This window comes from Burkholderia pyrrocinia, from assembly GCF_022809715.1.
GTDB classification, from domain to species: domain Bacteria; phylum Pseudomonadota; class Gammaproteobacteria; order Burkholderiales; family Burkholderiaceae; genus Burkholderia; species Burkholderia pyrrocinia_C.
The window spans coordinates 1696154-1719678 of the sequence record NZ_CP094459.1 but is presented as its reverse complement, the minus strand read 5'-3'; the positions used below and the strand labels follow the sequence as shown (position 1 = coordinate 1719678).

26 protein-coding genes, 2 tRNA genes and 1 pseudogene are annotated in these 23525 nt (G+C 65.9%); 17 read left to right on the top strand and 12 right to left on the bottom strand.

The genetic code is table 11. The features are described 5' to 3' along the window. Positions 1–14: 14 nt before the first annotated feature. Positions 15–1172, bottom strand: coding sequence for an FMNH2-dependent alkanesulfonate monooxygenase (gene ssuD, locus MRS60_RS08050; protein WP_072441762.1), 1158 nt, complete (start codon positions 1170–1172; stop codon positions 15–17). 341 nt (positions 1173–1513) lie between these two features. On the opposite strand from ssuD, the gene MRS60_RS08045 reads away from it, so the two are divergent. Further along, positions 1514–1942: a hypothetical protein gene (locus MRS60_RS08045; protein WP_034184081.1), complete on the top strand. Its 429-nt coding sequence runs from the start codon at positions 1514–1516 to the stop codon at positions 1940–1942. 108 nt (positions 1943–2050) lie between these two features. Here MRS60_RS08045 and MRS60_RS08040 read toward each other — a convergent pair whose 3' ends face one another. The 3 genes from MRS60_RS08040 to MRS60_RS08030 are packed head-to-tail and all read right to left on the bottom strand — an operon-like array spanning position 2051 to position 4076. Further along, the gene (locus MRS60_RS08040; protein ID WP_243565558.1) at positions 2051–3205 is read right to left on the bottom strand and encodes an enoyl-CoA hydratase/isomerase family protein; all 1155 of its coding nucleotides are present in this window, start codon (positions 3203–3205) and stop codon (positions 2051–2053) included. A 31-nt stretch (positions 3206–3236) separates the two neighbouring features. Next, positions 3237–3575, bottom strand: coding sequence for a DMT family transporter (locus tag MRS60_RS08035; RefSeq protein WP_034184079.1), 339 nt, complete (start codon positions 3573–3575; stop codon positions 3237–3239). Between the two features lie 3 nt (positions 3576–3578). Beyond that, positions 3579–4076, bottom strand: a complete 498-nt coding sequence (locus MRS60_RS08030; protein WP_034184078.1) for a heme-degrading domain-containing protein — start codon at positions 4074–4076, stop codon at positions 3579–3581. A 197-nt stretch (positions 4077–4273) separates the two neighbouring features. Between MRS60_RS08030 and MRS60_RS08025 the strand changes: the two genes are divergently transcribed. The 7 genes from MRS60_RS08025 (at position 4274) to MRS60_RS07995 (ending at position 9570) form a co-directional block, all read left to right on the top strand. Next, positions 4274–4350 (top strand) — tRNA-Met (locus MRS60_RS08025). A 184-nt stretch (positions 4351–4534) separates the two neighbouring features. After that, the gene (locus MRS60_RS08020; protein ID WP_021161562.1) at positions 4535–5080 is read left to right on the top strand and encodes an NUDIX hydrolase; all 546 of its coding nucleotides are present in this window, start codon (positions 4535–4537) and stop codon (positions 5078–5080) included. 10 nt (positions 5081–5090) lie between these two features. Then, a complete protein-coding gene (gene aat, locus MRS60_RS08015; RefSeq protein ID WP_034184077.1) occupies positions 5091–5855 on the top strand; it encodes a leucyl/phenylalanyl-tRNA--protein transferase in 765 nt (254 codons plus the stop codon). 33 nt (positions 5856–5888) lie between these two features. Further along, the gene (locus tag MRS60_RS08010; protein ID WP_034184076.1) at positions 5889–6719 is read left to right on the top strand and encodes an arginyltransferase; all 831 of its coding nucleotides are present in this window, start codon (positions 5889–5891) and stop codon (positions 6717–6719) included. A gap of 97 nt (positions 6720–6816) precedes the next feature. Beyond that, positions 6817–7854, top strand: a complete 1038-nt coding sequence (locus tag MRS60_RS08005; protein ID WP_243565557.1) for a quinone-dependent dihydroorotate dehydrogenase — start codon at positions 6817–6819, stop codon at positions 7852–7854. Positions 7855–7960: 106 nt separating this feature from the next. Beyond that, entirely contained in the window at positions 7961–8755 is a 795-nt protein-coding gene (locus MRS60_RS08000; RefSeq protein ID WP_034184074.1) for a cystine ABC transporter substrate-binding protein, read from the top strand. Positions 8756–8877: 122 nt separating this feature from the next. Further along, positions 8878–9570: an amino acid ABC transporter permease gene (locus MRS60_RS07995; protein ID WP_243565556.1), complete on the top strand. Its 693-nt coding sequence runs from the start codon at positions 8878–8880 to the stop codon at positions 9568–9570. A gap of 52 nt (positions 9571–9622) precedes the next feature. Here the strand turns inward: MRS60_RS07995 and MRS60_RS07990 are convergent, their stop codons facing one another. The 6 genes from MRS60_RS07990 to rnr all read right to left on the bottom strand — a co-directional run bounded on the left by MRS60_RS07990 (position 9623) and on the right by rnr (position 16839). Then, positions 9623–10609: a Gfo/Idh/MocA family protein gene (locus tag MRS60_RS07990; RefSeq protein WP_243565555.1), complete on the bottom strand. Its 987-nt coding sequence runs from the start codon at positions 10607–10609 to the stop codon at positions 9623–9625. A gap of 101 nt (positions 10610–10710) precedes the next feature. Beyond that, positions 10711–11427, bottom strand: coding sequence for a FadR/GntR family transcriptional regulator (locus tag MRS60_RS07985; protein WP_034184071.1), 717 nt, complete (start codon positions 11425–11427; stop codon positions 10711–10713). A 273-nt stretch (positions 11428–11700) separates the two neighbouring features. Then, the gene (gene rpiA, locus MRS60_RS07980) at positions 11701–12402 is read right to left on the bottom strand and encodes a ribose-5-phosphate isomerase RpiA (protein ID WP_034184070.1); all 702 of its coding nucleotides are present in this window, start codon (positions 12400–12402) and stop codon (positions 11701–11703) included. Positions 12403–12493: 91 nt separating this feature from the next. Beyond that, a complete protein-coding gene (locus MRS60_RS07975) occupies positions 12494–13366 on the bottom strand; it encodes an N-acetylmuramoyl-L-alanine amidase (RefSeq protein WP_175749351.1) in 873 nt (290 codons plus the stop codon). A 97-nt stretch (positions 13367–13463) separates the two neighbouring features. Beyond that, positions 13464–14207, bottom strand: a complete 744-nt coding sequence (gene rlmB / locus MRS60_RS07970) for a 23S rRNA (guanosine(2251)-2'-O)-methyltransferase RlmB (protein ID WP_034184068.1) — start codon at positions 14205–14207, stop codon at positions 13464–13466. Between the two features lie 148 nt (positions 14208–14355). After that, entirely contained in the window at positions 14356–16839 is a 2484-nt protein-coding gene (gene rnr / locus MRS60_RS07965) for a ribonuclease R (RefSeq protein WP_034184067.1), read from the bottom strand. 249 nt (positions 16840–17088) lie between these two features. Here rnr and MRS60_RS07960 point away from each other — a divergent pair. The 4 genes from MRS60_RS07960 (at position 17089) to MRS60_RS07945 (ending at position 18618) form a co-directional block, all read left to right on the top strand. Then, positions 17089–17175 (top strand) — tRNA-Leu (locus MRS60_RS07960). A gap of 163 nt (positions 17176–17338) precedes the next feature. Then, a complete protein-coding gene (locus tag MRS60_RS07955; RefSeq protein WP_243565554.1) occupies positions 17339–17584 on the top strand; it encodes an Arm DNA-binding domain-containing protein in 246 nt (81 codons plus the stop codon). Further along, the gene (locus MRS60_RS07950) at positions 17581–18120 is read left to right on the top strand and encodes a DUF3158 family protein (RefSeq protein WP_243565553.1); all 540 of its coding nucleotides are present in this window, start codon (positions 17581–17583) and stop codon (positions 18118–18120) included. Before MRS60_RS07955 ends, MRS60_RS07950 begins: the two co-directional genes overlap by 4 nt. Before the next feature lie 108 nt (positions 18121–18228). Next, on the top strand, positions 18229–18618 hold the full coding sequence (locus tag MRS60_RS07945; protein ID WP_243565552.1) for a single-stranded DNA-binding protein: 390 nt from the start codon (positions 18229–18231) through the stop codon (positions 18616–18618). Positions 18619–18999: 381 nt separating this feature from the next. On the opposite strand, the pseudogene MRS60_RS35140 reads toward MRS60_RS07945, so the two are convergent. Further along, positions 19000–19287: pseudogene (locus MRS60_RS35140) on the bottom strand (nucleotidyl transferase AbiEii/AbiGii toxin family protein); the annotation flags it as partial. Between the two features lie 134 nt (positions 19288–19421). After that, the gene (locus MRS60_RS07940) at positions 19422–20237 is read right to left on the bottom strand and encodes a type IV toxin-antitoxin system AbiEi family antitoxin domain-containing protein (RefSeq protein ID WP_243565551.1); all 816 of its coding nucleotides are present in this window, start codon (positions 20235–20237) and stop codon (positions 19422–19424) included. A 206-nt stretch (positions 20238–20443) separates the two neighbouring features. Here MRS60_RS07940 and MRS60_RS07935 point away from each other — a divergent pair, with 206 nt between their 5' ends. From MRS60_RS07935 to MRS60_RS07915, 5 genes are read left to right on the top strand one after another with little or no spacing between them, the layout of a single operon-like run. After that, entirely contained in the window at positions 20444–21034 is a 591-nt protein-coding gene (locus tag MRS60_RS07935; protein WP_243565550.1) for a PilL N-terminal domain-containing protein, read from the top strand. Then, positions 21031–21684, top strand: a complete 654-nt coding sequence (locus tag MRS60_RS07930; protein ID WP_243565549.1) for a hypothetical protein — start codon at positions 21031–21033, stop codon at positions 21682–21684. Before MRS60_RS07935 ends, MRS60_RS07930 begins: the two co-directional genes overlap by 4 nt. A gap of 9 nt (positions 21685–21693) precedes the next feature. Continuing rightward, positions 21694–22437: a TIGR03759 family integrating conjugative element protein gene (locus MRS60_RS07925; protein ID WP_243565548.1), complete on the top strand. Its 744-nt coding sequence runs from the start codon at positions 21694–21696 to the stop codon at positions 22435–22437. After that, positions 22419–23003 (top strand): transglycosylase SLT domain-containing protein, encoded by a 585-nt coding sequence (locus MRS60_RS07920; RefSeq protein WP_243565547.1) that lies wholly within the window; start codon positions 22419–22421, stop codon positions 23001–23003. Before MRS60_RS07925 ends, MRS60_RS07920 begins: the two co-directional genes overlap by 19 nt. A gap of 5 nt (positions 23004–23008) precedes the next feature. Continuing rightward, positions 23009–23524 (top strand): integrating conjugative element protein, encoded by a 516-nt coding sequence (locus MRS60_RS07915; RefSeq protein ID WP_243565607.1) that lies wholly within the window; start codon positions 23009–23011, stop codon positions 23522–23524. Position 23525 lies beyond the last annotated feature (1 nt).

Genomic DNA, 23525 nt, shown 5'->3' with positions numbered 1-23525 from the left:
AGGCCTCTCCTCGCTCAGCTCTGGCTTGCCTTCGGCAGATAGTTGTTGCCGACGATCTCGCCGAACGGCCCCGACAGCGGGCCGGCCGGCCGCTGCGCGCCCTTGCCCTTGATCAGCGGGAACACGAGTTCGGCAAAGCGATACGACTCCTCGAGGTGCGGGTAGCCGGACAGGATGAACGTCTCGATGCCGAGGTCCGCGTATTCGCGCATGCGCTCGGCAACCTGCTCGGGATTGCCGACGAGCGCGGTGCCCGCGCCGCCGCGCACGAGACCGACGCCGGCCCACAGGTTCGGATACACCTCGAGCGCCTCGCGGCCGCCGCGCTTGCCGCCGTGCAGCGCGGCCATCCGGCGCTGACCTTCCGAGTCCATGTTCGCGAACGCCTTCTGCGCACGAGCGATCGTGTCGTCGTCGAGGCGGCTGATCAGGCGCTCGGCATCGCGCCATGCTTCGTCCTCGGTCTCGCGCACGATCACGTGCAGGCGAATGCCGAACTTGATCTTGCGGCCGCGCGCCTCCGCGCGGGCACGGATGTCGGCGATCTTCTTCGCGACCGCCTCGGGCGGCTCGCCCCAGGTCAGATAGGTATCGATATGATCGGCGGCAATCGCGTGCGCGGCCGGCGACGAGCCACCGAACCACAGCGGCGGATGCGGACGCTGCACGGGCGGATAAAGCGCCTTGCCGCCCTTCGACTGCAGGTGCTTGCCGATGTAGTCGAAGCCGCCGTTGTCGTGCGACGCGGCAAGCAGCCCGCGCCAGATGTTCAGGAAGTCGTCGGTGATCTCGTAACGCGTATCGTGATCGGCGAACAGGCCGTCGCCTTCGAGTTCGGCCGCATCGCCGCCCGTCACGACGTTGATCAGCAGGCGGCCGCCCGACAGGCGGTCGAACGTCGCGGCCATGCGCGCCGACAGCCCCGGCGACGCGATGCCGGGACGAATTGCAACCAGGAACTTCAGGCGCTGCGTCGCCGGAATGAGGCTCGACGCAACGACCCACGCATCCTCGCAGGAACGACCGGTCGGCAGCAGCACGCCTTCGTACCCAAGCGTGTCCGCCGCGACGGCGACCTGCTTGAAATAATCGTAATCCGCGGCGCGCGCGCCTTCGGCCGTGCCGAGGTAGCGGCTGTCGCCATGAGTGGGGATAAACCAGAACACATTCATCTGCTGCTCCTGCTTGACTGTTCTTGCCGAAATTTGAAAAAAACGTCGCCCTGCTCGCGTCGCGGTCGAGCGACGCATGCATGGTGTGCGTTCGAATCGGGATGGTTCGCGGGTCAGGCCGTGCAGCGGGCAAATACGCGATTGCACGGCTGTTTCTGGGAAATCAGTCTAGGGATCGGTGCAGGGCTTTGGAACGATTTTTTTGAGCTTAGGTTTTCCGCTTTCGTGATTAGCACGACGCTGGAGCGAATATCGCGGCGACCGGGCCCTATAATGGCGTACCTATCCGAATAACTCCGCGCGAACGGCCCCGGCCGGGCGCGCCTGCGGTGCACTCATCGATGCAGAAAGTCATCCTGCCGTTCCTGTCCGGCTTCCTTGCCGCCCTGTTCTTCCGCGAGGCTACGCTCGCACTCCTTCACACAGCGGACCTGATCGCCGCGGCCGGCTTCTCCACGCAGCCGTTCGCGCCGCTCGGCATTCCTGAATTTGTCGCGAACGCGCTGATCAGCGCGTGCTGCGCGATCCCGATGGCATGGCTGTTGCGCGTGTCGCCGGAACGCGAGGCGTCGTGGATCGGCTCACTGATGTTCGGCGGCATCGTGCTGACTGCAGCCCGCGTGTTCGCGATCGATCCGCTGCGCGGCATCTGGCCGTCGGGCAACATGATGCCCGTGCTTGCGGCCGGCTTCGCGGCGAACGCGGTGTGGGGCTTCGGCGCGCTCGTGTTCATGCGCGCGTTCATGTCGGACGACGCGGGCAACGAGTAACGCGGGCCCGGTCTCCGCGCCCGTCGACCGCAAAGCGATCGACGGTCAATAAACGAAAAGGCCGCCTGCACATGCAGGCGGCCTTTTCGTTTCTGTCTCGCGCGCGGGTCAATCCTTCAGGTTCCGCAGCGGATGCGTGTCGGGCGTCCACGGGCTGTCGAACATCGCGAGCACCTCAGCCCGATCGATGTCGGCGGCCGACTTGAAGCGCCAGGCCGGCTGGTGATCCTTGTCGACGATCAGTGCGCGCACGCCTTCGATCACGTCGCCGCGCGCGAACGTCGAGCGCGTGAGATCGAGATCGCGCCGCAGGCAATCGGCCATCGTCGCGCCGCGTGCGCGCTCGACGACTTCGAGCGACACGGCCATCGACAGCGGCGACAGCTGGCCGCGCATCGCATGGGTCGCCTTCTCGACCCACCCGTCGACGGCCGCGCAATCCGGCTCGGCATCGAGCGACGCGAGGATCGCATTGACGTCGGGCTGCGCGAAATGGCGGTCGATCCCGGCACGCGCATCGGCCAGTGCCGACGTGTCCGGCGTCGGCACGACCTTGTGCGCGGCAGCCGCGTCCGCCACGCAGGCGACGGCCTGCGCACCGCTGTCGATGCGCACGCTGCGTAGCGTATCGAGCAGCGCCGGCAGCGCGGCATCGGGCAGATAGACGTCGGCGAGCTGCGCGTACAGCGCACCGGCCGCGTCGAGCGTCGCGCCCGTCACGGCGAGATAACGACCGATCGCGCCGGGCGTGCGCGCGAGAAACCAGCTCATCCCGACATCCGGGAACAGGCCGATGCGCGTTTCGGGCATCGCCATCTTCGTCGAATCAGTCACGACGCGCAGGCCGCCCGTATGCCGCGCCGCCTGCGAAATACCCATGCCGCCGCCCATCACGACGCCGTGCATCAGCGCGATATAGGGCTTCGGATAGGTGAAAATCGTATGGTTCAGCGTGTATTCGTCGATGAAGAACGCGTCGATCGCATCGCGGTCGCCGCGCTGCCATGCGTCGTGGAAAAAGCGCACGTCGCCGCCCGCGCAGAACGCGCGCGGATGCGGACTGTGCACGACGACCGCAACCACCTCCGGATCGTCGCGCCACGCGTCGAGCGCCTGCTGCATCAGCCGGATCATGCCGCCCGACAGCGCGTTCAATGCCTTCGGCCGGTTCAGTTCGAGAAAACCGATGCGGTTCGCGATATAGGCGCGCACGTCAGGCTGGGCGGATTCGGCGGAAACGGCAACGGAAGTGGAATCGGTCATGAGGGCCATCCGGCAAATGGCAGTCGCACGTTCAGTGCGCCTGCATCTTCGAGAACAGGTTCAGCACCACGACGCCCGAGATGATCAGCCCGAGACCGATCACCGCCGGCACGTCCGGCACCTGACGATAGAGCAGCATCGCGACGAGCGTGATCAGCACGATGCCGGCGCCCGACCAGACTGCATAGATGATGCCGACGGGCATCGTGCGCAGCGTCAGCGACAGGCAGTAGAACGCGATGCCGTAACCGGCGACGACGAGCGCCGACGGCCAGAAGCGCGTGAAGCCGTCCGCCGCGCGCAGCGCGGACGTGCCGACCACTTCCGCGACGATCGCGATCGCGAGCCATGCGTATCCGGGAAGCTGCATCGCTCAGCTCCTTGCGAGGGCCAGCACGGCGTAGTCCTGGCCGAGCTCGGCACACAGCGCCTCGACGACGAATTCGTGGTCCGCGCGCTGCGGCAGCCCCGACGCGGTGATCGAGCCGATCACGCCGGCGCCCGCGACGGTCAGCGGAAACGAACCGCCGTGCGGCGAATATTCGGCGATCGGCAGCCCGTGCTTGTCCGCCAGCGTGGCGCCCGCCTGCTGCATGCGCAGGCCGATCGCATACGAGCTGCGCCGGAAATGCGCGACGACGTTGCGCTTGCGGCGGACCCAGTCGGCGTTGTCGGGGGTCGCACCGGCAAGCGCCGCGTAGAACAGCGGCTGGCCGAACGTGACGATGTCGATCGCGATGGCATGGCCGCGCGACGTCGCGAGCGCATGCATCCGGTTGCCGAGCGCCCACGCGCGGGCCGGGTCGAAATGGGGAAACACGAGCGCCTGTTCCTGCGCGCCGATCGATTGAAGATCGTGAGCGATGTCCATGAATCCGTCGATGCAATAAGGTGAGTCGCAGCGGTGCCGATGCGATTGCGCACGGCGCCGCTGCCGAAGAGACGAAACAAACCGCTCGATTCTAGCGCACGCGCCCACCGTGCCGTCCCCACGAGACGCGACACGCGATTGTCAGAAAGTGCTTGCACGCGTCAGGGGAACTCCTTATAATTCATTTCTTCGACGGACGCGGGGTGGAGCAGTCTGGCAGCTCGTCGGGCTCATAACCCGAAGGTCGTAGGTTCAAATCCTACCCCCGCAACCAACCCGTCCAGATTCATGCAAAAAGCCCGGTCTCGTACCGGGCTTTTTGTTTTTCCGCACCCGATCCCCGCCCCCTCTTCGCGCGCGCCCGCCGCTTCGCGGCAGCACGCCGCCGGCATGCGCAGGCGTTCAAGAATGCCGCGCCCCGGTGATACACTCGCATCACCTCGTCCCTTCCACTCGACATGAAATTCTGCTCCGTCTGCGGCCACGAAGTCATCGCGCGTATTCCTCCCGGCGACAACCGCGAGCGCTTCGTCTGCGATCACTGCGGCACGATCCATTACCAGAATCCGCGCAACGTCGTCGGCACGGTCCCGGTCTGGGGCGATCAGATCCTGCTGTGCCGCCGCGCGATCGAACCGCGCTACGGATTCTGGACGCTGCCCGCGGGCTTCATGGAAATGGGCGAAACGACGGCCGAAGCCGCCGCGCGCGAAACGCTCGAGGAAGCCGGCGCGCGCGTCGAGGTACAGAACCTGTTCACGCTGCTCAACGTGCCGCACGTGCACCAGGTCCATCTGTTCTACCTCGCGCGGCTCACCGATCCGGGTTTCGAAGCCGGCGAGGAAAGCCTCGAAGTGAAGCTGTTCGACGAAGCCGACATCCCGTGGGACGAAATCGCGTTCCCGACCGTCAGCCAGACCCTGCGATTCTTCTTCGCCGATCGCGCCGCCGGCGACTACGGCGTGCACACCGGCGATATCTTCCGCTCGCTGCGCAACGGCTGAGCCCGCCCCCATGGTCCCCTGGCTCGGCCCGGACGATCCGTTTCCGCCCATCGAACGCGCGCTCGGCCCCGCGACCGGCGCGCCCGGGCTGCTCGCCGCGAGCGCCGACCTGCTGCCGTCGCGCCTCATCGACGCGTACCTGCGCGGCATCTTCCCGTGGTACTCGGACGGCCAGCCGGTGCTGTGGTGGAGCCCCGACCCGCGCATGATCCTCGTGCCGGCCGAATTCAAGGTGTCGCCGTCGCTGCGCAAGACGCTGAAGCGCGTGCTGCGCGAGCCCGCATGGGAAGTGCGCGTCGATCACGATTTTCCGGGCGTGATGCGCGCCTGCGCGCAGGCGCCGCGCCGCGGGCAGCGCGGCACGTGGATCACGGCGGAGATCATCGACGCCTATACGTCGCTCTACCGCTCCGGCAACGCGCACAGCATCGAGACATGGCACGACGGGCGCCGCGTCGGCGGCCTGTACGGCGTGTCGTTCGGGCGGATGTTTTTCGGCGAATCGATGTATGCGGATGCCACCGACGCATCGAAAATCGCGCTGGCCGCGCTCGTCGCCCACCTTCGCGACCAGGGGCTGGAGATGATAGACTGCCAGCAGAATACGTCGCATCTAGCGTCGCTCGGCGGCCGCGAGATCGCACGCAAGGCCTTTGTTGCTCACGTGCGCCGCGCGGTAGCCGAACCGCCGATTCCGTGGCAGTTCGACAAGCGCGTGCTCGCCGCGCTGACGGGCCCCGCCGAAACGGCGGCGCCCTCCGGGATCGAGCGCTAGCGCGGCACTCCTTCCCTGCATCGAGAGCTGCCCATGACTCACCCGACTGAGCTGCCGCTTTCACCGCTTTCGGCGCTGCAATTCTATGCAACGGCGCCCTATCCGTGCAGCTATCTGGACGGCCGTATCGCGCGCTCGCAAGTCGCGACGCCGAGCCACCTGATCAACTCGGACATCTACACCGAACTCGTGAAGGCCGGCTTCCGGCGCTCGGGCGTCTTCACGTATCGCCCGTACTGCGACGGCTGCCGCGCCTGCGTACCGGTGCGCGTGCCCATCGACGCGTTCGTGCCGTCGCGCACGCAGCGCAGGATGTGGAAACGGCACCGCGCGCTCATCGCGACGGTTTCGCCGCTGCACTACGACGAAGAACACTACGCGCTCTACATGCGCTACCAGTCCGCGCGCCACGCGGGCGGCGGAATGGATCGAGACAGCCGCGACCAGTACGAGCAGTTCCTGCTGCAGAGCCGGATCAACTCGCGCCTCGTCGAATTCCGCGACCTCGACGCGCCGGGCGGCGAGCCCGGCAAGCTGCGCATGGTCAGCATGATCGACATCCTCGGCGACGGGCTGTCGTCCGTCTACACGTTCTTCGAGCCCGACGACCGGCACACGAGCTACGGCACCTACAACATCCTGTGGCAGATCGAGCAGGCGAAGAGCCTCGGGCTGCCGTACGTGTACCTCGGCTACTGGATCCGCGAGAGCCCGAAGATGGCGTACAAGGCGAACTTCCACCCGCTCGAGGGGCTGATCGACGGCCGCTGGAAGATACTCGATCCGGAACGGGTCGACCTGCCGCCCGTCGATGCGGCACTGGCCCGCGCGCCGTTGCCCGGCGGGCATTCCGGCTCGGGCTGACGCGCGCCGCGGGGCTGCGAAGCGAAGCACGCCCCTGCCGCGCAACTCCCGGTAAAATAGCGGGTTGTCATTCATTCCGGCTGCCCGCCCAATTCCCGTGTTCAGTTCCCTTTATCCGCTGGCCCGCGCATCCCTGTTCAAGATGGATGCGGAAGACGCTCACCACCTCACGCTGCGCGCGCTCGGCGCGGCCGGCCGCACCGGCCTCGCCTACGCGCTGTCCTCCCGCGTGCCCGACGCGCCGCGCACCGTGATGGGGCTCACGTTCCGCAACCCGGTCGGCCTCGCGGCCGGCCTCGACAAGGACGGCGCGGCCATCGACGGCCTCGCGGCGCTCGGCTTCGGCTTCATCGAGGTCGGCACGGTCACGCCGCGCGCGCAGCCCGGCAACCCGCGCCCGCGGATGTTCCGCCTGCCGCAGGCCGAAGCGCTGATCAACCGGATGGGCTTCAACAACCACGGCGTCGACCAGTTCGTGAAGAACGTCCAGGCCGCCCGCTATCGCGGCATCCTCGGCCTGAACATCGGCAAGAACGCCGACACGCCGATCGAACGCGCGGCCGAGGACTACCTGTACTGCCTCGAACGCGTGTACCCGTTCGCGAGCTACGTGACGATCAACATCTCGTCGCCTAACACGAAGAACCTGCGCCAGCTGCAGGGCGCGGGCGAGCTCGACGCGCTGCTCGCGGCGCTCAAGGACAAGCAGCAGCGCCTCGCCGACCTGCACGGCAAGCTCGTGCCGCTCGCGCTGAAGATCGCGCCCGATCTCGACGACGAACAGGTCAAGGAAATCGGCGACACGCTGCTGCGCCACAAGATCGAAGCGGTGATCGCCACCAACACGACGCTGTCGCGTGCGGCCGTCCAGGGCCTGCCGCATGCGGACGAAGCCGGCGGCCTGTCGGGCCGCCCGGTGTTCGATGCGTCGAACGAAGTGATCCGCAAGCTGCACGCCGAAGTCGGCAGCGCAGTGCCGATCATCGGCGTCGGCGGCATTTTCTCGGGCGAGGACGCCCGGGCGAAGCTCGCGGCAGGCGCATCGCTGGTCCAGCTTTATACGGGCTTCATCTACCGCGGCCCCGCGCTCGTCGCCGAATGCGTGAAGGCGATCGCCCGCGAGCGCACCGCGTAAGTTATATAGGCATAAACAAACGATATTTATCGATCGATTGCATTTTTGCTATCATCGGTCGCACTATCAGAACAGGAGCCCCCGCCGGGGCAAGGAAGCTCACACGATGAAATTTTCGCTGCTGAAGAAGCTGCTGGTTGCCGGCCTGATCGGCACGTCGTTCGCCGCCGCCACCGCGCATGCGGCCGACCTCCTCGACCAGGTGAAACAACGCGGCACGCTGCGGATCGGCCTCGAGGGCACGTTCCCGCCGTTCAACTCGAAGAACCCGCAAGGTGAGCTCGTCGGCTTCGACGTCGACGTCGCGAAGGCCGTCGCCGCGAAGCTCGGCGTGAAGGCCGAGTTCGTGACGACCGAATGGAGCGGCATCATCGCGGGCCTGCAGGCCGGCAAGTTCGACGTGATCGCCAACCAGGTCGGCATCACCGACAAGCGCAAGGAGACGCTCGACTTCTCGCCGGCGTACACGTACTCGTCCGCGCAACTGATCCAGCGCAAGGACGACTCGCGTGACTTCAAGTCGCTGGAAGACCTGAAGGGCAAGAAGCTCGGCGTCGCGCTCGGCACGAACTACATGGACATGGCGAAGTCGGTGCCCGGCATCGACGTGAAGACGTACCCGGGCGCGCCCGAGTACCTGCGCGATCTCGCGGCCGGCCGCCTCGATGCAGCGCTCAACGACCGCCTGATGCTCGCGTACCTGACGAAGAATTCGCAGCTGCCGCTGCGCCCGGGCGCGAACGTCGGTTCGGCGAACCCGTCGGGCATCCCGTTCAAGAAGGGCAACCCGAAGTTCCAGAAGGCGATCGACGACGCGATGGCCCAGCTCGCGGCCGACGGCACGTTCACGAAGATCTCGGACAAGTGGTTCGGCATCGACGTGACGAAGCCGATCAAGTAAGCACGCCTGCATTTCCCGCCTGACGGCGGGCCGGACAGGGCGGCATCCGCAACGATGCCGCCCTTTGCTTTATTCGTCCGGTTTATGATTGCGCTTTCGCGCACGCATCCAATTCGTATTCCATGTCGACAACGTCCCTGCTCGTCCAATCGCTGCCGGTGCTCGCCCAGGGCGCCGTACTGACCGTCAAGTTCGCCGTGCTGTCGATGGTGTTCGGCCTGCTCGGCGCCGTCGTGCTCGCGATGATGGGCATCCGGCAAAGCGAGCCGCTCGACGGCTTCGAACGCATCTGGGTCAACGCGCTCGCGTGGCTCGCGCGCGCGTACGTGAGCCTGATGCGCGGCACGCCGCTGCTGGTGCAGATCTTCGTCATCTATTACGGGCTGCCGAGCCTCGGCATCTCGCTCGAACCGACGCCGGCCGGCGTCATCGCGCTGTCCGCGAACGTCGCGGCTTACATGTCCGAAAGCATGCGCGGCGCGATCAACGGCATCCACCGCGGCCAGTGGCTCGCGTCGTACAGCCTCGGGCTGTCGTGGGGGCAGACGCTGCGCTACGTGATCGGCCCGCAGGCGCTGCGCATTGCGGTGCCGAGCCTGTCGAACAGCCTGATCAGCCTGATCAAGGACACGTCGCTCGTGTCCGTGATCACCGTGACCGAACTGCTGCGCAGCGCGCAGGAAGTGATCGCGGCGACCTACCAGCCGCTACCGCTCTATCTCGCCGCCGCGGCCGTGTACTGGATCCTGTGCCAGATCCTCGAATGGGTGCAGCGCTGGTACGAAAAGCGCCTGTCGCTGCCGTCGCGGCACTGAGCGCACGCCATCCGCCGGGCCGCGCACGCAGGCCCGGCACCTTCGTTCCCGCCTACTCGCCCGAATAGCGCACGCCGAGCGCGGCACGCGCGGCATCGGTCATCGCGATCATCTGTCGCGAATGGTCGTGCGTCATGATCGGGCTTTCGGTTTCGCCCGTGCGCAGCAGGTCGCAGAAATGCGCGGTCTCGTAGTTCAGCCCGCCGCCTTCGGCCGGTGCGTCGAGTTCGACGGTGCGCCCGTCCGCATAACGGATCGTCGCGCGCGCAGGGTTCCACCATTTCTCGTGAATCGTCACGTGCCCGCCGGCCGCGGCGATCAGCGCATCGCCGCGCCCCATCACGTCGAGCCCGCAAAAGAGCTGCGCGATCCCGCCGTTCGCATGCAGGCTGTTCAGGCTCGCGAACATGTCGACGCCCGTCGCGCCGACGCGGCCGAGCGTCTGCACGTCGAGCGCCGCGCCGAGCCAGTCGACCGCGAGAAACGCCTCGTAGATCCCGATGTCGAGCAGCGCGCCGCCCGCGCGATCGAGGCGATAGACGGAATGGTCGCCGGGTACCGACGACGATGCGCACCCTGCGCGCACGAGCCGGATCTCGCCGATCGGATCGTCATGCAGGTGCGCGCGCAACTGGCGGTACAGCGGAAAGAACGGCGGTTTCATCGCTTCCATGAAGAGCCGTCCGGCGTCGCGTGCCGCACGCAGCACGGTATCGAGTTGCGTCGCATTCAGCGTTGCGGGCTTTTCGCACAGCACGGCCTTGCCGGCGGCAAGTGCGGCCAGCGTGTACTGTGCGTGACTGTCATGGAGCGTCGCGATGTAGACCGCGTCGATGTCGCTCGCGAGGAGTGCTTCGAGGCTCGCGGCAGGCGTGCCGCCGCATGTCTCGCAAAAGGCTGCCGCTGCGTCGGCGCGGCGGGCCCAGGCACCGGCGAGCGTAGCGCCTGGAACGTGCGCGAGGCTTTGCGCGAAGCGGCGCGCGATGCTGCCTGCGCCGACGATGCCGAAGCGCACCGGGCGGTGGTCGTTGTCGTTCATCCTGATCTTCCGTGTCGGTCGTATGACGGTGGCCGGCACGCTGCCGACCGGCCGTCATGATAAACGGCTCGCCGGCACACGGATGAGCGACGCGAGCAGGTTCAGGCGCGCATGGGCACGTCGACGGAGAAATCGCGCGAGATCTCGTCGGCGCTGAAATCGATCAGCGCGAGCGAGGCCGCTTCGGCTTCGCGCGGATCGCGCCGTTCGATCGCATCGACGACACGCGCATGCGCCTTCACCGCGATCTCGTGCGCGCCTTCCTTCTGCACGACGCGCGGATTCACGAGACGCACCGCCCCACGCACGATCGCCGCCATCTGCTGGAAGAACTGGTTGCCGCTCGCCTGCACGATCCGCGTGTGCAGCAACTCGTCCGCCGTGTCGTAGCCGGGATCGCCGGGCTGCAGCACCTTGAACGCATCGAACGCTTCACGGATCCCCGCGATGTCGGCCGCGGTCGCACGCACCGCCGCCTGCGCGGTCGCGCGCGGTTCGATCAGCATTCGAAATTCGATGACGTCGCGCATGAACTGCGGATCGGGTTTTGCCCGAAATCGCCAGCTCACGACGTCTTCATCGATCATTCGCCAGTCGCGCATCGGCCGCACGCGCGTGCCGACTTTCGGCCGCACGTCCAGCATGTCGCGCGCTAGCAACATCGACAACGCTTCCCGCATCACCGTGCGACTCACGTCGAATTCTTTCGACAGCACGTCCTGTGGCGGCAAGATGCCGCCGTACTTGTCTTCGACGATACCCGAGACAAGCCCATCCATCACTTTGGCGACCAGTGACCGGTCTTTGCCCTGCTCCATGACACCTCCCCGTGCGTCGATTTGCGAACACCTGCTCCGCAGTTCCGCCGGCCCTGGTTACTACTGTTCTTATGATCTATAAGTTGATGAGTTCGAGGATATTTCGCTATCTGGTAAACACCTGACAGGGTTATCCCTCTTTTTGACGGGGTGATTTATAAGGCTACAAAAAAGGCCCGGGAAGCGCGCTGCGCCTGCCGGGCCACGATTTCCACAAGATTTAAACATGCAATCCATTACGGGTCCCTGACACCGTTACGGACTGCTTCTCATTCAACTCGATTCGGCCGAATAAACGATCGTTTCAACGCCGTTTTCCGTGCCGAGCAAGCACAGATTCGCGCCGCGCTCGGCAAACAACCCGACGGTCACGACGCCCGGCCATCCGTTCACCTGCGCTTCGAAGCCGCGCGGATCGGCGATCTGCAGCCCCTTCACGTCGATGATCTCGTTGCCGTTGTCCGTGATGTACGGTGCGCCGTCCTTCGTCACGCGCAGCACGGGCACGCCGCCGAGCGCGGTCACGCGCCGGCCGATCGCCGTGCGCGCCATCGGCACGACCTCGATCGGCAGCGGGAACGCACCGAGCACCGGCACGCGCTTGCTGGCGTCGGCGATGCAGACGAACGTGTCGGCCACCGACGCGACGATCTTCTCGCGCGTGAGCGCGCCGCCGCCGCCCTTGATCATCGCGCCGCTCGCGTCGATCTCGTCGGCGCCGTCGACGTACACCTGCAGCGAGTCGACCTCGTTCAGGTCGAACACCTTGATGCCGTGCGATTTCAGGCGTTCGGTCGTGGCGACGGAACTCGACACGGCGCCGCGATAGCGCGACTTGACGACGGCGAGTGCGTCGATGAAGCAGTTGGCGGTCGAGCCGGTGCCGACGCCGATCACGGCGCCTTCCGGCACGTTCTGGATCACGTAATCGGCGGCGGCCTGGCCGACGAGGCGTTTGAGTTCGTCTTGAGTCATGGCGTGGTAATGCTGTGGGATTGCGGAAAACCGCCAGTTTACCGGACTCGGATGACGGCCCGCGTTTTTCGGCGCGCGATGCGCCGTGCGTTCAGGGTGCGACCGCCGCGGGCGCGCTGTCCGCCGGCGGCGTGCCGGGGAAGTATTTGTCGAGCAACGCCTGGGCGATCGCGTCGCTTTCGGCGTCCGGATTGCCCGCATAGTCGGACGGACGGAAATGCATCTGGAACGCCGCGAATACGCGCCGCGTGCGCGCGTCGAGCACGCCGTCGGTCGGCACGTCGTAGCCGTAGCGCGCGAGCTTGAGCTGCAGTTCGCGCACGTCGACCAACGCGTGCGGATCGCGGCCGCCGAGCCGGGCAGCCACGGTCGCATCGTCCGGCCATGCGCCGACGCCGGCCAGTGCGAGCGCATGCCACGGGAACAGCGGACCCGGATCGATCTTGCGTTGCGGCGCGATGTCGCTGTGCCCGACCACGCGTGTCGGCGGGATCGCGTAGCGTACGACGATGTCCTTCGACAGGCGGATCAACGCATCGATCTGTTCGGGCGAATACGGCTGCCAGGTGCGATTCTGCGGATCGAGCGGCCCGCGGTTCACGTTTTCGATGCCGATCGACGCCGCGTTCAATTCGGTCGCGCCCTGCCACTCGCTGACGCCCGCGTGCCATGCGCGCATCGATTCCGGAACGAGCTGGTAGACGACGGGCATCCCGTGTTCGATGCGCGGCTGCGGCGGCACGACGTAATGCACGCTGACCGAATCGCCCGTCAGCGTGCGCAGCGACTTCGCTTCGTCGCTTTCGGTGTAATGCATCACGAGAAAGCGGATCCGCGAATCGGCGCCGCGCGCATCCAGGCTCGTGTCGGCGTAGTAGGTGCCGCGTTCGACGAGCGACGGCGACGTGCAGGCAGCCAGCAGGCATAGCACGGCGCATGATGCGCCGAGGCGAAACAGGGTCATCGGTCGCGAGTTCCGGAGAACCGCGTGCCGCATCGCATCGCGGCACGCGTCGTTCGGGTCATGCCAGGCACGCGCATATTGCGCGAGACAGGATGTGTCAGCCCTTCACGCGCCGCTGGCGCACGGCTTCGTACAGGCACACGCCGCTTGCGACCGACACGTTCAGGCTTTCCACGCTGCCGGCCATCGGGATGCTCATCACCTCGTCGCAGGTGTCGCGCGTGAGCCGGCGCATGCCTTCGCCTTCCGCGCCCATCACGAGCGCGACGGGGCCGTCGAGCTTCGTATCGTAGAGCGTCGCCGACGCCTCGTCCGACGTGCCGATGATCCACACGCCGGCTTCCTTCAGCTCGCGCAGCGCGCGTGCGAGGTTCGTCACCGTGATGTACGGCACCGTATCGGCCGCGCCGCTCGCCACCTTGGCCGCGGTCGCGTTCAGGCCGACCGCACGGTCGCGCGGCGCGATCACCGCGTGCGCGCCGGCCGAATCGGCAACGCGCAGGCACGCGCCGAGGTTGTGCGGATCGGTGACGCCGTCGAGCACGAGCAGCAGCGCGGGGCCCTGGATGCCGTCGAGCAGCTCGGACAGGTTCTGCGCGAGCGGCACGTCCTCGACACGCGCGACGACGCCCTGGTGACGCTCGGTATGGGCGAGGCCCCACAGGCGCGTTTCGTCGGCCGCGATCAGCCGCACGCCCGCTTCCTTCGCGGTGTGCAGGAAGTCCTGCATGCGGCGGTCGCGGCGCGTCTGGTCGTACAGCACCTCCGCAACCGTCGATGCATCGTGCCGCAAACGTGCGGTCACCGCATGAAAACCGTAAAGAACCTTCAGACGTGACATGACTGGAACAACCTTCGATCAAACGTGCGGCCGCGCGACGCGCGCAGCCGCGATCCATGGAAAAGGAAAGCGCCGCGTTGCCGGCCGATGACCGGTGACGCGGCGTCTCTCGATACTGCAGGGCGTGCGCATGCGCCGCCCCGAACGCTCAATACTTCTTGCGGGCGCGCGGCTTCTTCGCAGTCGGTTTCGCCGCCGCACCGCCAGTGCCACCGCCGCTGCCCTTCTTCTTCGCGGCGGCACGTGCGGCCTGCGCCTCCTTCACCGCGACGCTCGGCGCGCTCGCGGCCTTCTTGCGACGCGGCGCGAACTCCTCCGCCGGCGGCAGCGCGCGTACGCGCGGGCCGTTGCGATCGACACCGGCACCCGCGGCAGCCGGCGCGGGCGACGGGCGCGGTGCCTTCACCGGCGTATCGCGGACGAGGCGGAAATCGATCTTGCGCGCGTCGAGATCGACGCGGCTCACCTGCACGCGCACGCGGTCCGACAGGCGATAGCGGATGCCCGTCCGTTCGCCGCGCAGCTCGTTCTTGATCTCGTCGTACTGGAAGTAGTCCGAGCCGAGTTCCGTGACGTGCACGAGCCCTTCGATGAACAGCGTGTCGAGCTGCACGAAGATGCCGAACGACGTGACGCCGTTCACCATCCCGCCGTACTCCTCGCCGAGCTTGTCGCGCATGAAGTAGCACTTGAGCCATGCCTCGACGTCGCGCGACGCTTCGTCCGCACGCCGCTCGTTCGCCGAGCAATGCAGGCCGAGCTCTTCCCAGATCGCCGTGTTCGAGCGCGAGCGGTTGCGCGCTTCGTCGTCGGCCTGCTGCATCGCGCGGGCGCGCGGCGACAGCGCGGTGTTCAGCTCGAAGCCCTCCGGCGCCTTCGGCACGTACTTCTTGCCGGACAGGATCGAATAGATCGCACGGTGCGTGAGCAGGTCGGGATAACGACGGATCGGGCTCGTGAAGTGCGCATACGCCTCGTACGCAAGACCGAAGTGGCCGATGTTGTCCGGGCTGTAGACGGCCTGCTGCATCGAACGCAGCAGCATCGGCTGCAGCATCTGCGCGTCGGGCCGGTCGCGGATCTGCGCCATCAGCGCCGCGTAGTCGCTTGCATGCGGCTTGTCGCCGCCGCCGAGCGACAGGCCCATGCCGCGCAGGAACGCGCGCAGGTTCTCGAGCTTCTCGGGTGTCGGCCCCGCGTGCACGCGGTACAGGCCCGGATGCTTGTTGCGCTTCAGGAAGTCGGCCGCGCAGACGTTCGCGGCCAGCATGCATTCCTCGATCAGCTTGTGCGCATCGTTGCGCTGGCGCGGCACGATTTGCTCGATCTTGCCCTGCGAGTTGCAGACGATGTAGGTCTCGGTCGTATCGAAGTCGATCGCGCCGCGCTTCTGCCGTGCGGCGAACAGCGACTTGTAGACGCCGTACAGGTTCTGCAGGTGCGGCAGCAGCTCCGCGCGGCGTGCGGCCTCCGGCCCCTTCGTGTTCGACAGCACGGCCGCCACTTCGGTATACGTAAGGCGCGCAGCCGAATGGATCACGGCCGGATAGAACTGGTACGCCTTGATCTCGCCGCGCGCAGTGATCACCATGTCGCACGCGAGCACGCAGCGGTCGACCTGCGGGTTCAGCGAGCACAGGCCGTTCGACAGCTTCTCCGGCAGCATCGGGATCACGCGGCGCGGGAAATAGACCGACGTGCTGCGCTCGAGCGCGTCGGCGTCGAGCCCATTGCCCGGCTGTACGTAGTACGACACGTCGGCGATCGCGACGATCAGCCGGAAGCCGTCGCCGCGACCGACCTTGACCGGCTCGCAGTAGACGGCGTCGTCGAAGTCGCGGGCGTCCTCGCCGTCGATCGTCACGAGCGGCACGTCGCGCAGGTCGACACGGAAACGCAGGTCGGCCGGCCGTACCTTGTCGGGCAGCGCGGCGGCTTCGTCGAGCGCCGGCTGGCTGAATTCATGCGGCACGCCGTACTTGCGCACCGCGATTTCGATTTCCATGCCCGGATCGTCGATGTCGCCGAGCACTTCGACGACACGGCCGAGCGGCTGCGAATGACGGCTCGGGAAATCGGTCAGCTCGACGACGACGACCTGCCCGACCTTCGCCTTCTTCACGTTCTGCGTGATCAGGATGTCGTGGCCGATGCGCTTGTCTTCCGGCGCGACGATCAGCGCACCGTTCTCGTTGAGCAGGCGGCCGATCACGCGCTTGTTCGCGCGCTCGGTGACTTCGACGACATGCCCTTCCGGCCGGCCGCGGCGATCGTAGCCGACGATTCGCGCGAGCACGCGATCGTTGTGCATCACCTTCTGCATTTCGCCGTTCGGCAAGAACAGGTCGTCCTGGCCGTCGTCGCGGATCACGAACCCGTAGCCGTCGCGATGCCCCTGCACGCGCCCGGCGACGAAGTTCGACGGATGGGTCAACTGGTAGTGGCCGCGCTTGTCGAGGCGGATCTGGCCGTCGCGCTCCATCGCGGCGACACGCCGGAAGAACCCTTCGCGCTCCTGACGCTTGATCGACAGTGCTTCGGCGATGTCGTTGGCAGCCAGCGGCGCATCGCTCGTACGCAGCACGCCGAGAATTTCTTCACGGCTCGGAATGGGGTACGGATATTTGCTCAAGGGTTTGTCGATGATTGTTCTCGTTGCGTTGACTGATGGTGCACGGCATCAACATAGAGGTGTCCGTCAGACAGTTCTATATTGACGGCGGCGGGTCATTCTATCACCCGCCTGTGTCGCCAAATGACGGGAATGCCGCGGGCGAGCGCGACGGCGGCCGGTTTGCGATGCATCGCAAAAAAGTGTTGACACGAATAATTGGGGCGCTATAATTTCGCTTCTTTGCAGCAAGCAGCTACTGCAAAACGTGCCCAGGTGGCGGAATTGGTAGACGCACTAGGTTCAGGTCCTAGCGGTGGCAACATCGTGGAGGTTCGAGTCCTCTCCTGGGCACCACTTATACTTCCAGAGACTTCCAACGAAGTCCTCTGACCCTCAGAAAAGCCCGCCACTGCGGGCTTTTTTGTTTTCTGACGCCTTCCGAGTTCCGCCCAAAGCCACCTGCAAACGAGTACATTTTTGAGTACATTGAAAGTTCGATGTAAGGAGATGTACTCAGATGGCACTGACAGCATTACAGGTCCAGGCAGCCAAGCCGCGAACAAAGCCCTACGGACTCTCTGACGGCAACGGCCTATTCTTGTGGGTTACGACGGATGCCCGCAAGTACTGGCACTTCCGGTTTCGCTTCGAGGGTAGCCGCGACACCGAACCGGATAGCAGCAGCAACGACGCAGCCAACGCGACGGCTGGCGCTGAGGATGCCGCGCCCTCAGCCGGCGACGACGAGGATGAGCCAGCATGAACCGGCCTTCCGCTTCCCCGCTCCGCGTCACTGCACTGGAACAAGCGGACTTCCAGCGCCTGGAACAGGCCACCTACCTAAAAGGCCTTTTACAACCTTTTAAAGGTAAGGGAGCGCTAGCGACCTGGGCCAGCCAGTGCGAGGCGCTCAGAAGCGACTTGATCGGCCTGGCGCAGCGTCGGGTGCTGGCGCGGGCGCGGGCGCACCCCTTCAACCTGCTGCCTGTTCAACTGGCCCAGCAGACGACTGGCGCAGGGACAGTCTTCTTGCGCTGGCGCAATCTCGATCGATCGAAGATGGGCGTGGCGTTATGGGAGACCTTGATCGTCAATCCGGCCACCCCCGCGTCGCTGGTCGCCGACTTGTACACGTTGGAGCAGCAGCGCGTCCTGCTAAACATGCAGATCAGCCTGATTCACAGCCTGGCCCGGCAAGCACAGGAATGCGCCAGCAAATTCGCACATGCCGAGTCGGTGTACCTGCGTCGGATCGAGCAAGACGCCCAACGCCATGCGCCAGCCAGGTCGTCGCCATGACCGCACCAGTCTCGACGTCCTATGCACTGAATCGGGCGCATCTCGGCCTGTACCTCCTGCATCGCTGATTCGCAGCGGCGGGATTTTCCATCCACCAAGGAGTCCACAATGAGCACGCATTTTTTTGGTGAAGGCAATATTGGTTCGCCTCCCGAGTATCGGGAGTTTCCCAACGGCAATGAAGAGCCGCGCCGCTTGCTGCGCCTGAACGTCTACTTCGACAATCCAGTGCCGAACAAGGATGGCACCTTTGAAGACCGTGGCGGCTTCTGGGCTCCGGTCGAGGTCTGGCACGCGGACGCCGAACATTGGAGCACGCTCTATCAGCAGAGGATGCGCGTTTTCGTGTACGGACGCGAAGAGCGCGATGACTGGCAAGACAGCGACGACAAGCCGCGCCACACGTACAAGATCAATGCTCGCAGCATCGGCATCCTGCCGTATCGGCTCGACGCGGTCACGATGAAGCCCAAATCGGACTCCGCGCCGGCCGACTAAGGCGGGCGAGTAACCTGCATGCGCGGTAGCCGCTGCATTGGTGCAGCCGCTACCACACACCACTATAGCTATACCTGGATATAGCCCACGATGGCGTTGGGTGGGATCGCTTCGCTGCTTTCGATCCTTCCCTCCGCAGCGGATCTGCGACGCGCCAAGACTCCAACGAGTTCCATCGCGTTCCACTGGCCCGCTGCACATCCGGATCTGCGGGTGTCCTTGCCGCTGCCACGGCCATTGGCTCCTCAGCATCCCCAAGCCGATGGCCGTTGAACTCTCGCCTGCCGCAAACGGGTGAAGTGGCGTGCCGCGTTGTTTGCGGTGCCCATCGTCCAGCGTCGCCATGGTGACGTCGACCAGCGGATACAGCGAAGCGTTCTCGTTGAGATTGACCTCTACCTTGATGGTCTCCTCGCGCTGCAGACCCAGCGGGACGAACTTGTAGGAGACGCGCAGAATCCGCGACGGCCGGACCACATTGCGCAATGCCAGCCAGGCGTTGGCGAACAGCGGCTCCGTCGGGCGCCCAAGAATGGGCGACAGGATACGGCGCAAATGCTGCTCAAGCTGGTTCCCGTCCATGGGTTTGACCAGCACTAGGTCGATGTCTTCGGAGTAACGCGCGGCGGGGGCCAGGTGGGCTTTGTGTAATACCGTGCCACCGCGCATGGCCAGATGCTCGCGCAACAGATCGTCGTTGAAGATGGCAGCGACGCCACGAGACAAGCGTAGATCCTGCTCGATCTGGCTGCGCCGCGGCCACGGCGCGTCCATCTGCCAGGCTGTCAAATGGTGCTGCTGCATCATGCGTTTGCTCCTTGGATCTTGGCAGGTAGCCAGACCTTGAAGTCCTTATTGATGTCGTCGGGAGACGTCCCGTCCCTCGGCAACTCACCCTCGAGGGGCACAAGACGAAGTGCCTTGCCCCGCAGCCACGAGGATACCGGTTTGACCAAGCCGGCCTGCTGATCAAGCACGAGGAGCGCACCCAGGCGTTGGGCCACGGGAAGGCTATTCACCGCATCGAGTGCCTCGGTGAAGCCTTCGGGCGTACAGCGCGGCCATAGCCCCGCCAGCACCTCGCGAACCCGTGCGATGCCGCCCAACATGGTCTCGCGTTGGATGAGGTCCAGCACCGTCAACTCGGGCGTGCTGACCCGAAACCGACCTGTCAGTGTTTCCTGCCATCGGACGGGCATCTCCTCGAGGCGCGTCCGTGTATGGAACACCACTTCGTGCCGTCCGACGACAATCGGGCGCCGCGGCTTTTCCACCATCACCTGAGTCACCATGACGGCGTAGGGTGAGGCGCCATAGTTCTCCGCCGCGCTGAGCAAACCGACGTAGTAAGGCAGCCTCAAGGTCTTCCGGAAGTAGAAATCCAGCCACATTTCCAACGGTGGCGCACCGGCCTGCGCATAGTGCAGCGGCACGATCAGCCAGTGATCGGAGCCACGGGACAGCCGCACCAGGCGGCCGCGTTGCTGCTGGCGGTACAGCGCCTTGCGCAATCCCTCGGGACTCACGCCCGGCAGTGCTGCCTGCAGCTCCGCCGCCAGCACATTGAGCTTGCCTGAGCGTTCACAGGCATCCAGAGCATCAGAGAGGTGATGAGCCATAACCCGGCCAATAGGCTTTCAGGAAGTTTTGCATATTCTTTGCGTAACGTACCATTTTTTGTCCCATATAGCAAAGAAATATCATTCCGGCATCGGTCCGCCCCAGCATCCGGCACAAATCGGGGCATCTCCCCTTGCGCTTTGTTTGCAGCCGCTGCGGCGCGCCGCGGCGAAGGTGACGGTTCGACACGTCAGCGACCCGTCCCATGCGCGCACTTCGACCCTTCTGGTATCCCTCCACGCTATGCAGCCTGCTGGTTCTCAGCCTGCTGGGAACAGGCTGCGCCACTGCCCCGTATTCGGTACCGGCCACGTCGAGCGAGACGCCGACGCTTGCTTCAACGACCGCGCAGCCATCGGACGTCATTCCCGTTGTTCGCTACGGCCGCTATACCCTCGCCGAACTCGTCCCGACCACCGCACAGCGCGACCTGATGCAGCAGACGGTCGACGTGCGCATTCCGGAAACCGACCAAGCCAGCGTCGCCGACGCCCTGCGCTACGTGTTGCTCCGCTCGGGCTATCGCCTCTGCGACAACAGCACAACGGCGTTGTTGCAAGACCTGCCGCTGCCGGCCGCGCATCACCGCATCGGACCGCTGCTCCTGCGAGACGCACTGCAAACCTTGGCCGGCCCCGCGTGGGCACTGGTTGTCGATGCCAGCACCCGCCAAGCCTGCTTCCGTCCGACCACCGGCGCACTCCCTGAAGCAGTGGCTACGCCCTCCGCCCCCGTCGACCGTATCGACGGTATGGACGACGTTTCCGATGTACTGGCTCAGGAGGTAACGCCATGACCATAGTCCAGGATACCGGGCGCCCCAGGCGCACCACGTGGCGGCGCGCCGCCGTCGTGGCATGGGCTGTACTGGTCAGCACCGGCGTCGTACTCGGGCACATCGCCCTGACGCATCTACGGCAGCAGGCCTCATCCACCCAACCGACGACACGCATCGCCGCATTGGAATCCCGCCTGGCCGAGCTTACCCGTCAGATCGATCAGGAACGCCAATCGCCCACCGCCCTGCCGCGGGCACGCTACGAGACCGAGCAGCAGGCACTGCTCCAGCGCCTGACCACGGTCGAACACGCGCTTGAGGAACGCCTCGGCACCGACAGCCTAGCGCCCATCCAAGAACGCCTCGAGCGGTTGGAAACACGACTCGCGGCCAAGCCGGTACCCGCCGTCGCACCGCGGCAACGGGTTCCAGCTTCGCCCACCCCGCCGACGCCACCACCGCTCCCGTTCCAGGTATCGGGCGTCGAGTGGCGCGCGGGCGAGCCATTCTTGTCCGTTCGGCCCAACGATCGCCCGACGCTGGCGGAGACTCGTCTGCTGGGTCTCGGTGAACACGCGTACGGCTGGCAGCTCGATGCCATCGACGCCAACACCGCCGTCGTGCACCTCGGCAGCGACGTTCGACGGCTGACCTGGCCGACGCGGTAGGAGACGTCCATGCACTACCGCGCCTTGGCGTCCGCACTCCTTGCCACGCTCCTGACGACAGAGATCGCTCTCGCAGCCTCGCCGCAGCGGGCCGAGACAACCAACACGCCGTCCGCCGCCAGCCGCGAGCAGCCGATGGCGGTGGCGCGCACGGACGAGCAGAAGGCCCGCGACTGGGGCCTGCGCGGCGACGAATGGATGCGCTACCGGGAACTGATGCAAGGCCCCCTAGGCATCTATTCGCCTCACCTCGACCCGCTCACCGCGCTGGGCATCGAAGCGCGCAGCGACGAAGAACGCCGCCGTTACGCCGAGCTGCAGGCCAAGGCCGAGGCGCGGCGTGTCGAACGGCTGCTGACCTACCAGCGCGCCTACGACGACGCATGGCAGCGCCTCTACCCCGGCATGCCGCGTGTCTCCCTGTCTGGCGGCGATCAGCCGCAAGCGGCAGCATCGGGCGTGGGCAGCGATCGCATGGCGGTATTCGTCAAGAGCGATTGCGCCGCCTGCGACCAACGCGTGCTGCAGTTGCAGTCCGCTGGTGCCGGGTTCGATATCTATGTCGTCGGCAGCCGCGCCGACGACGCGCACATTCGAGCATGGGCCAGACACGCCAACCTCGATCCGGCCAAGGTGCGCGCACGCACGATCACACTCAACCACGATGGCGGACGCTGGCTATCCATCGGATTGCCGGGCGAACTTCCCGCGGTCGTGCACAAAGTGAACGGTCAATGGCAGCGGCAACCGTAGCGATGCGCCGCGCCACGCTGCCGCTGTTGCTGGCCAGTGTCCTGCCTGGCTGCGCCCATGCGTGGGACCTTCCGCCCCCGGCCTATCAAATCGCGGCACATCAGGCCGGCGTGCCGTCACCCGTGCTTTACGCCGTCGCTCTGCAGGAAAGCGGCACGCTCCTTCGCGGGCGCGTGCGGCCCTGGCCCTGGACGCTGAACGTTGCCGGCGAGCCGAAGCGATTCAACACCCGTCAGGCCGCGTGCACGGGGCTGATGCAGGCCTTGCGCCAGACATCCGCAACGCGCGTGGATGTCGGCCTTGGCCAGATCAACGTCGGTCACCAGGCGCACCGCAGCGTCCCACCCTGCGACCTGCTGGACCCCTACCGCAACCTGACGATCGCCGCCGCCATCCTGCGCGAACAGCACACACCCGGCGAAGACTGGATTCATGCCATTGGGCGCTATCACCGACCGGCGGGCGGCACGCCCGCCGCACGCTACCGACGCCAGGTACAGCGGCACCTGAACCGCATGCTGGCACCTGAGCCGGCACTCGCCTCCATGAAGGGACACCGCCCGTGAAACCCATCCATGCTTTCGTCGCCATCGGCCTGGCCGCAGGGCTGCCCCCTGTCACCGCGCAAACCGCAACGCCACTGATCGTCGTCGAGGACCGTGGCAGCACCTCGGCCTTGCCCTACTACGAAGCCTTGGCCCCTCAACCCGAGGCAACGCCCACGCCATCGGGCAACGTGACGATGCCGCAGCGTGCCAGCGACGCGGACATGCTGCCGGTGCGCTCGACGCGACTGACACCGGGCGTCGAACCCCATCGAACGATCGAGGCACCCGGGCTGCAGCCACTATTCCTGATCGGCGACGACGCGCGTTCGCGCGCTTGGCTCAAGCAAAGATTGCCCGCACTGCGGAAGCTCAACGCCGTGGGCCTGATCGTCAATGTCGAGCACGCGGCAGCCTTGCAGGTGTTGCGTGGCCTCGCACCGGACCTCCAACTGTCGCCGGTATCGGGTGACGACCTAGCCCAGCGACTCGGCCTGCGCCACTACCCGGTGCTGATTACCTCGACCGGCGTCGAGCCGTGAG

Bases quoted from the DNA above. Each gene is read 5' to 3' on its own strand.
- ssuD (WP_072441762.1), bottom strand. From the start codon at position 1,172: ATGAATGTGTTCTGGTTTATCCCCACTCATGGCGACAGCCGCTACCTC.
- MRS60_RS08045 (WP_034184081.1), top strand. From the start codon at position 1,514: ATGCAGAAAGTCATCCTGCCGTTCCTGTCCGGCTTCCTTGCCGCCCTG.
- MRS60_RS08040 (WP_243565558.1), bottom strand. From the start codon at position 3,205: ATGACCGATTCCACTTCCGTTGCCGTTTCCGCCGAATCCGCCCAGCCT.
- MRS60_RS08035 (WP_034184079.1), bottom strand. From the start codon at position 3,575: ATGCAGCTTCCCGGATACGCATGGCTCGCGATCGCGATCGTCGCGGAA.
- MRS60_RS08030 (WP_034184078.1), bottom strand. From the start codon at position 4,076: ATGGACATCGCTCACGATCTTCAATCGATCGGCGCGCAGGAACAGGCG.
- MRS60_RS08020 (WP_021161562.1), top strand. From the start codon at position 4,535: ATGAAATTCTGCTCCGTCTGCGGCCACGAAGTCATCGCGCGTATTCCT.
- aat (WP_034184077.1), top strand. From the start codon at position 5,091: ATGGTCCCCTGGCTCGGCCCGGACGATCCGTTTCCGCCCATCGAACGC.
- MRS60_RS08010 (WP_034184076.1), top strand. From the start codon at position 5,889: ATGACTCACCCGACTGAGCTGCCGCTTTCACCGCTTTCGGCGCTGCAA.
- MRS60_RS08000 (WP_034184074.1), top strand. From the start codon at position 7,961: ATGAAATTTTCGCTGCTGAAGAAGCTGCTGGTTGCCGGCCTGATCGGC.
- MRS60_RS07995 (WP_243565556.1), top strand. From the start codon at position 8,878: ATGTCGACAACGTCCCTGCTCGTCCAATCGCTGCCGGTGCTCGCCCAG.
- MRS60_RS07990 (WP_243565555.1), bottom strand. From the start codon at position 10,609: ATGAACGACAACGACCACCGCCCGGTGCGCTTCGGCATCGTCGGCGCA.
- MRS60_RS07985 (WP_034184071.1), bottom strand. From the start codon at position 11,427: ATGGAGCAGGGCAAAGACCGGTCACTGGTCGCCAAAGTGATGGATGGG.
- rpiA (WP_034184070.1), bottom strand. From the start codon at position 12,402: ATGACTCAAGACGAACTCAAACGCCTCGTCGGCCAGGCCGCCGCCGAT.
- MRS60_RS07975 (WP_175749351.1), bottom strand. From the start codon at position 13,366: ATGACCCTGTTTCGCCTCGGCGCATCATGCGCCGTGCTATGCCTGCTG.
- rlmB (WP_034184068.1), bottom strand. From the start codon at position 14,207: ATGTCACGTCTGAAGGTTCTTTACGGTTTTCATGCGGTGACCGCACGT.
- MRS60_RS07955 (WP_243565554.1), top strand. From the start codon at position 17,339: ATGGCACTGACAGCATTACAGGTCCAGGCAGCCAAGCCGCGAACAAAG.
- MRS60_RS07950 (WP_243565553.1), top strand. From the start codon at position 17,581: ATGAACCGGCCTTCCGCTTCCCCGCTCCGCGTCACTGCACTGGAACAA.
- MRS60_RS07945 (WP_243565552.1), top strand. From the start codon at position 18,229: ATGAGCACGCATTTTTTTGGTGAAGGCAATATTGGTTCGCCTCCCGAG.
- MRS60_RS07940 (WP_243565551.1), bottom strand. From the start codon at position 20,237: ATGGCTCATCACCTCTCTGATGCTCTGGATGCCTGTGAACGCTCAGGC.
- MRS60_RS07935 (WP_243565550.1), top strand. From the start codon at position 20,444: ATGCGCGCACTTCGACCCTTCTGGTATCCCTCCACGCTATGCAGCCTG.
- MRS60_RS07930 (WP_243565549.1), top strand. From the start codon at position 21,031: ATGACCATAGTCCAGGATACCGGGCGCCCCAGGCGCACCACGTGGCGG.
- MRS60_RS07925 (WP_243565548.1), top strand. From the start codon at position 21,694: ATGCACTACCGCGCCTTGGCGTCCGCACTCCTTGCCACGCTCCTGACG.
- MRS60_RS07920 (WP_243565547.1), top strand. From the start codon at position 22,419: ATGGCAGCGGCAACCGTAGCGATGCGCCGCGCCACGCTGCCGCTGTTG.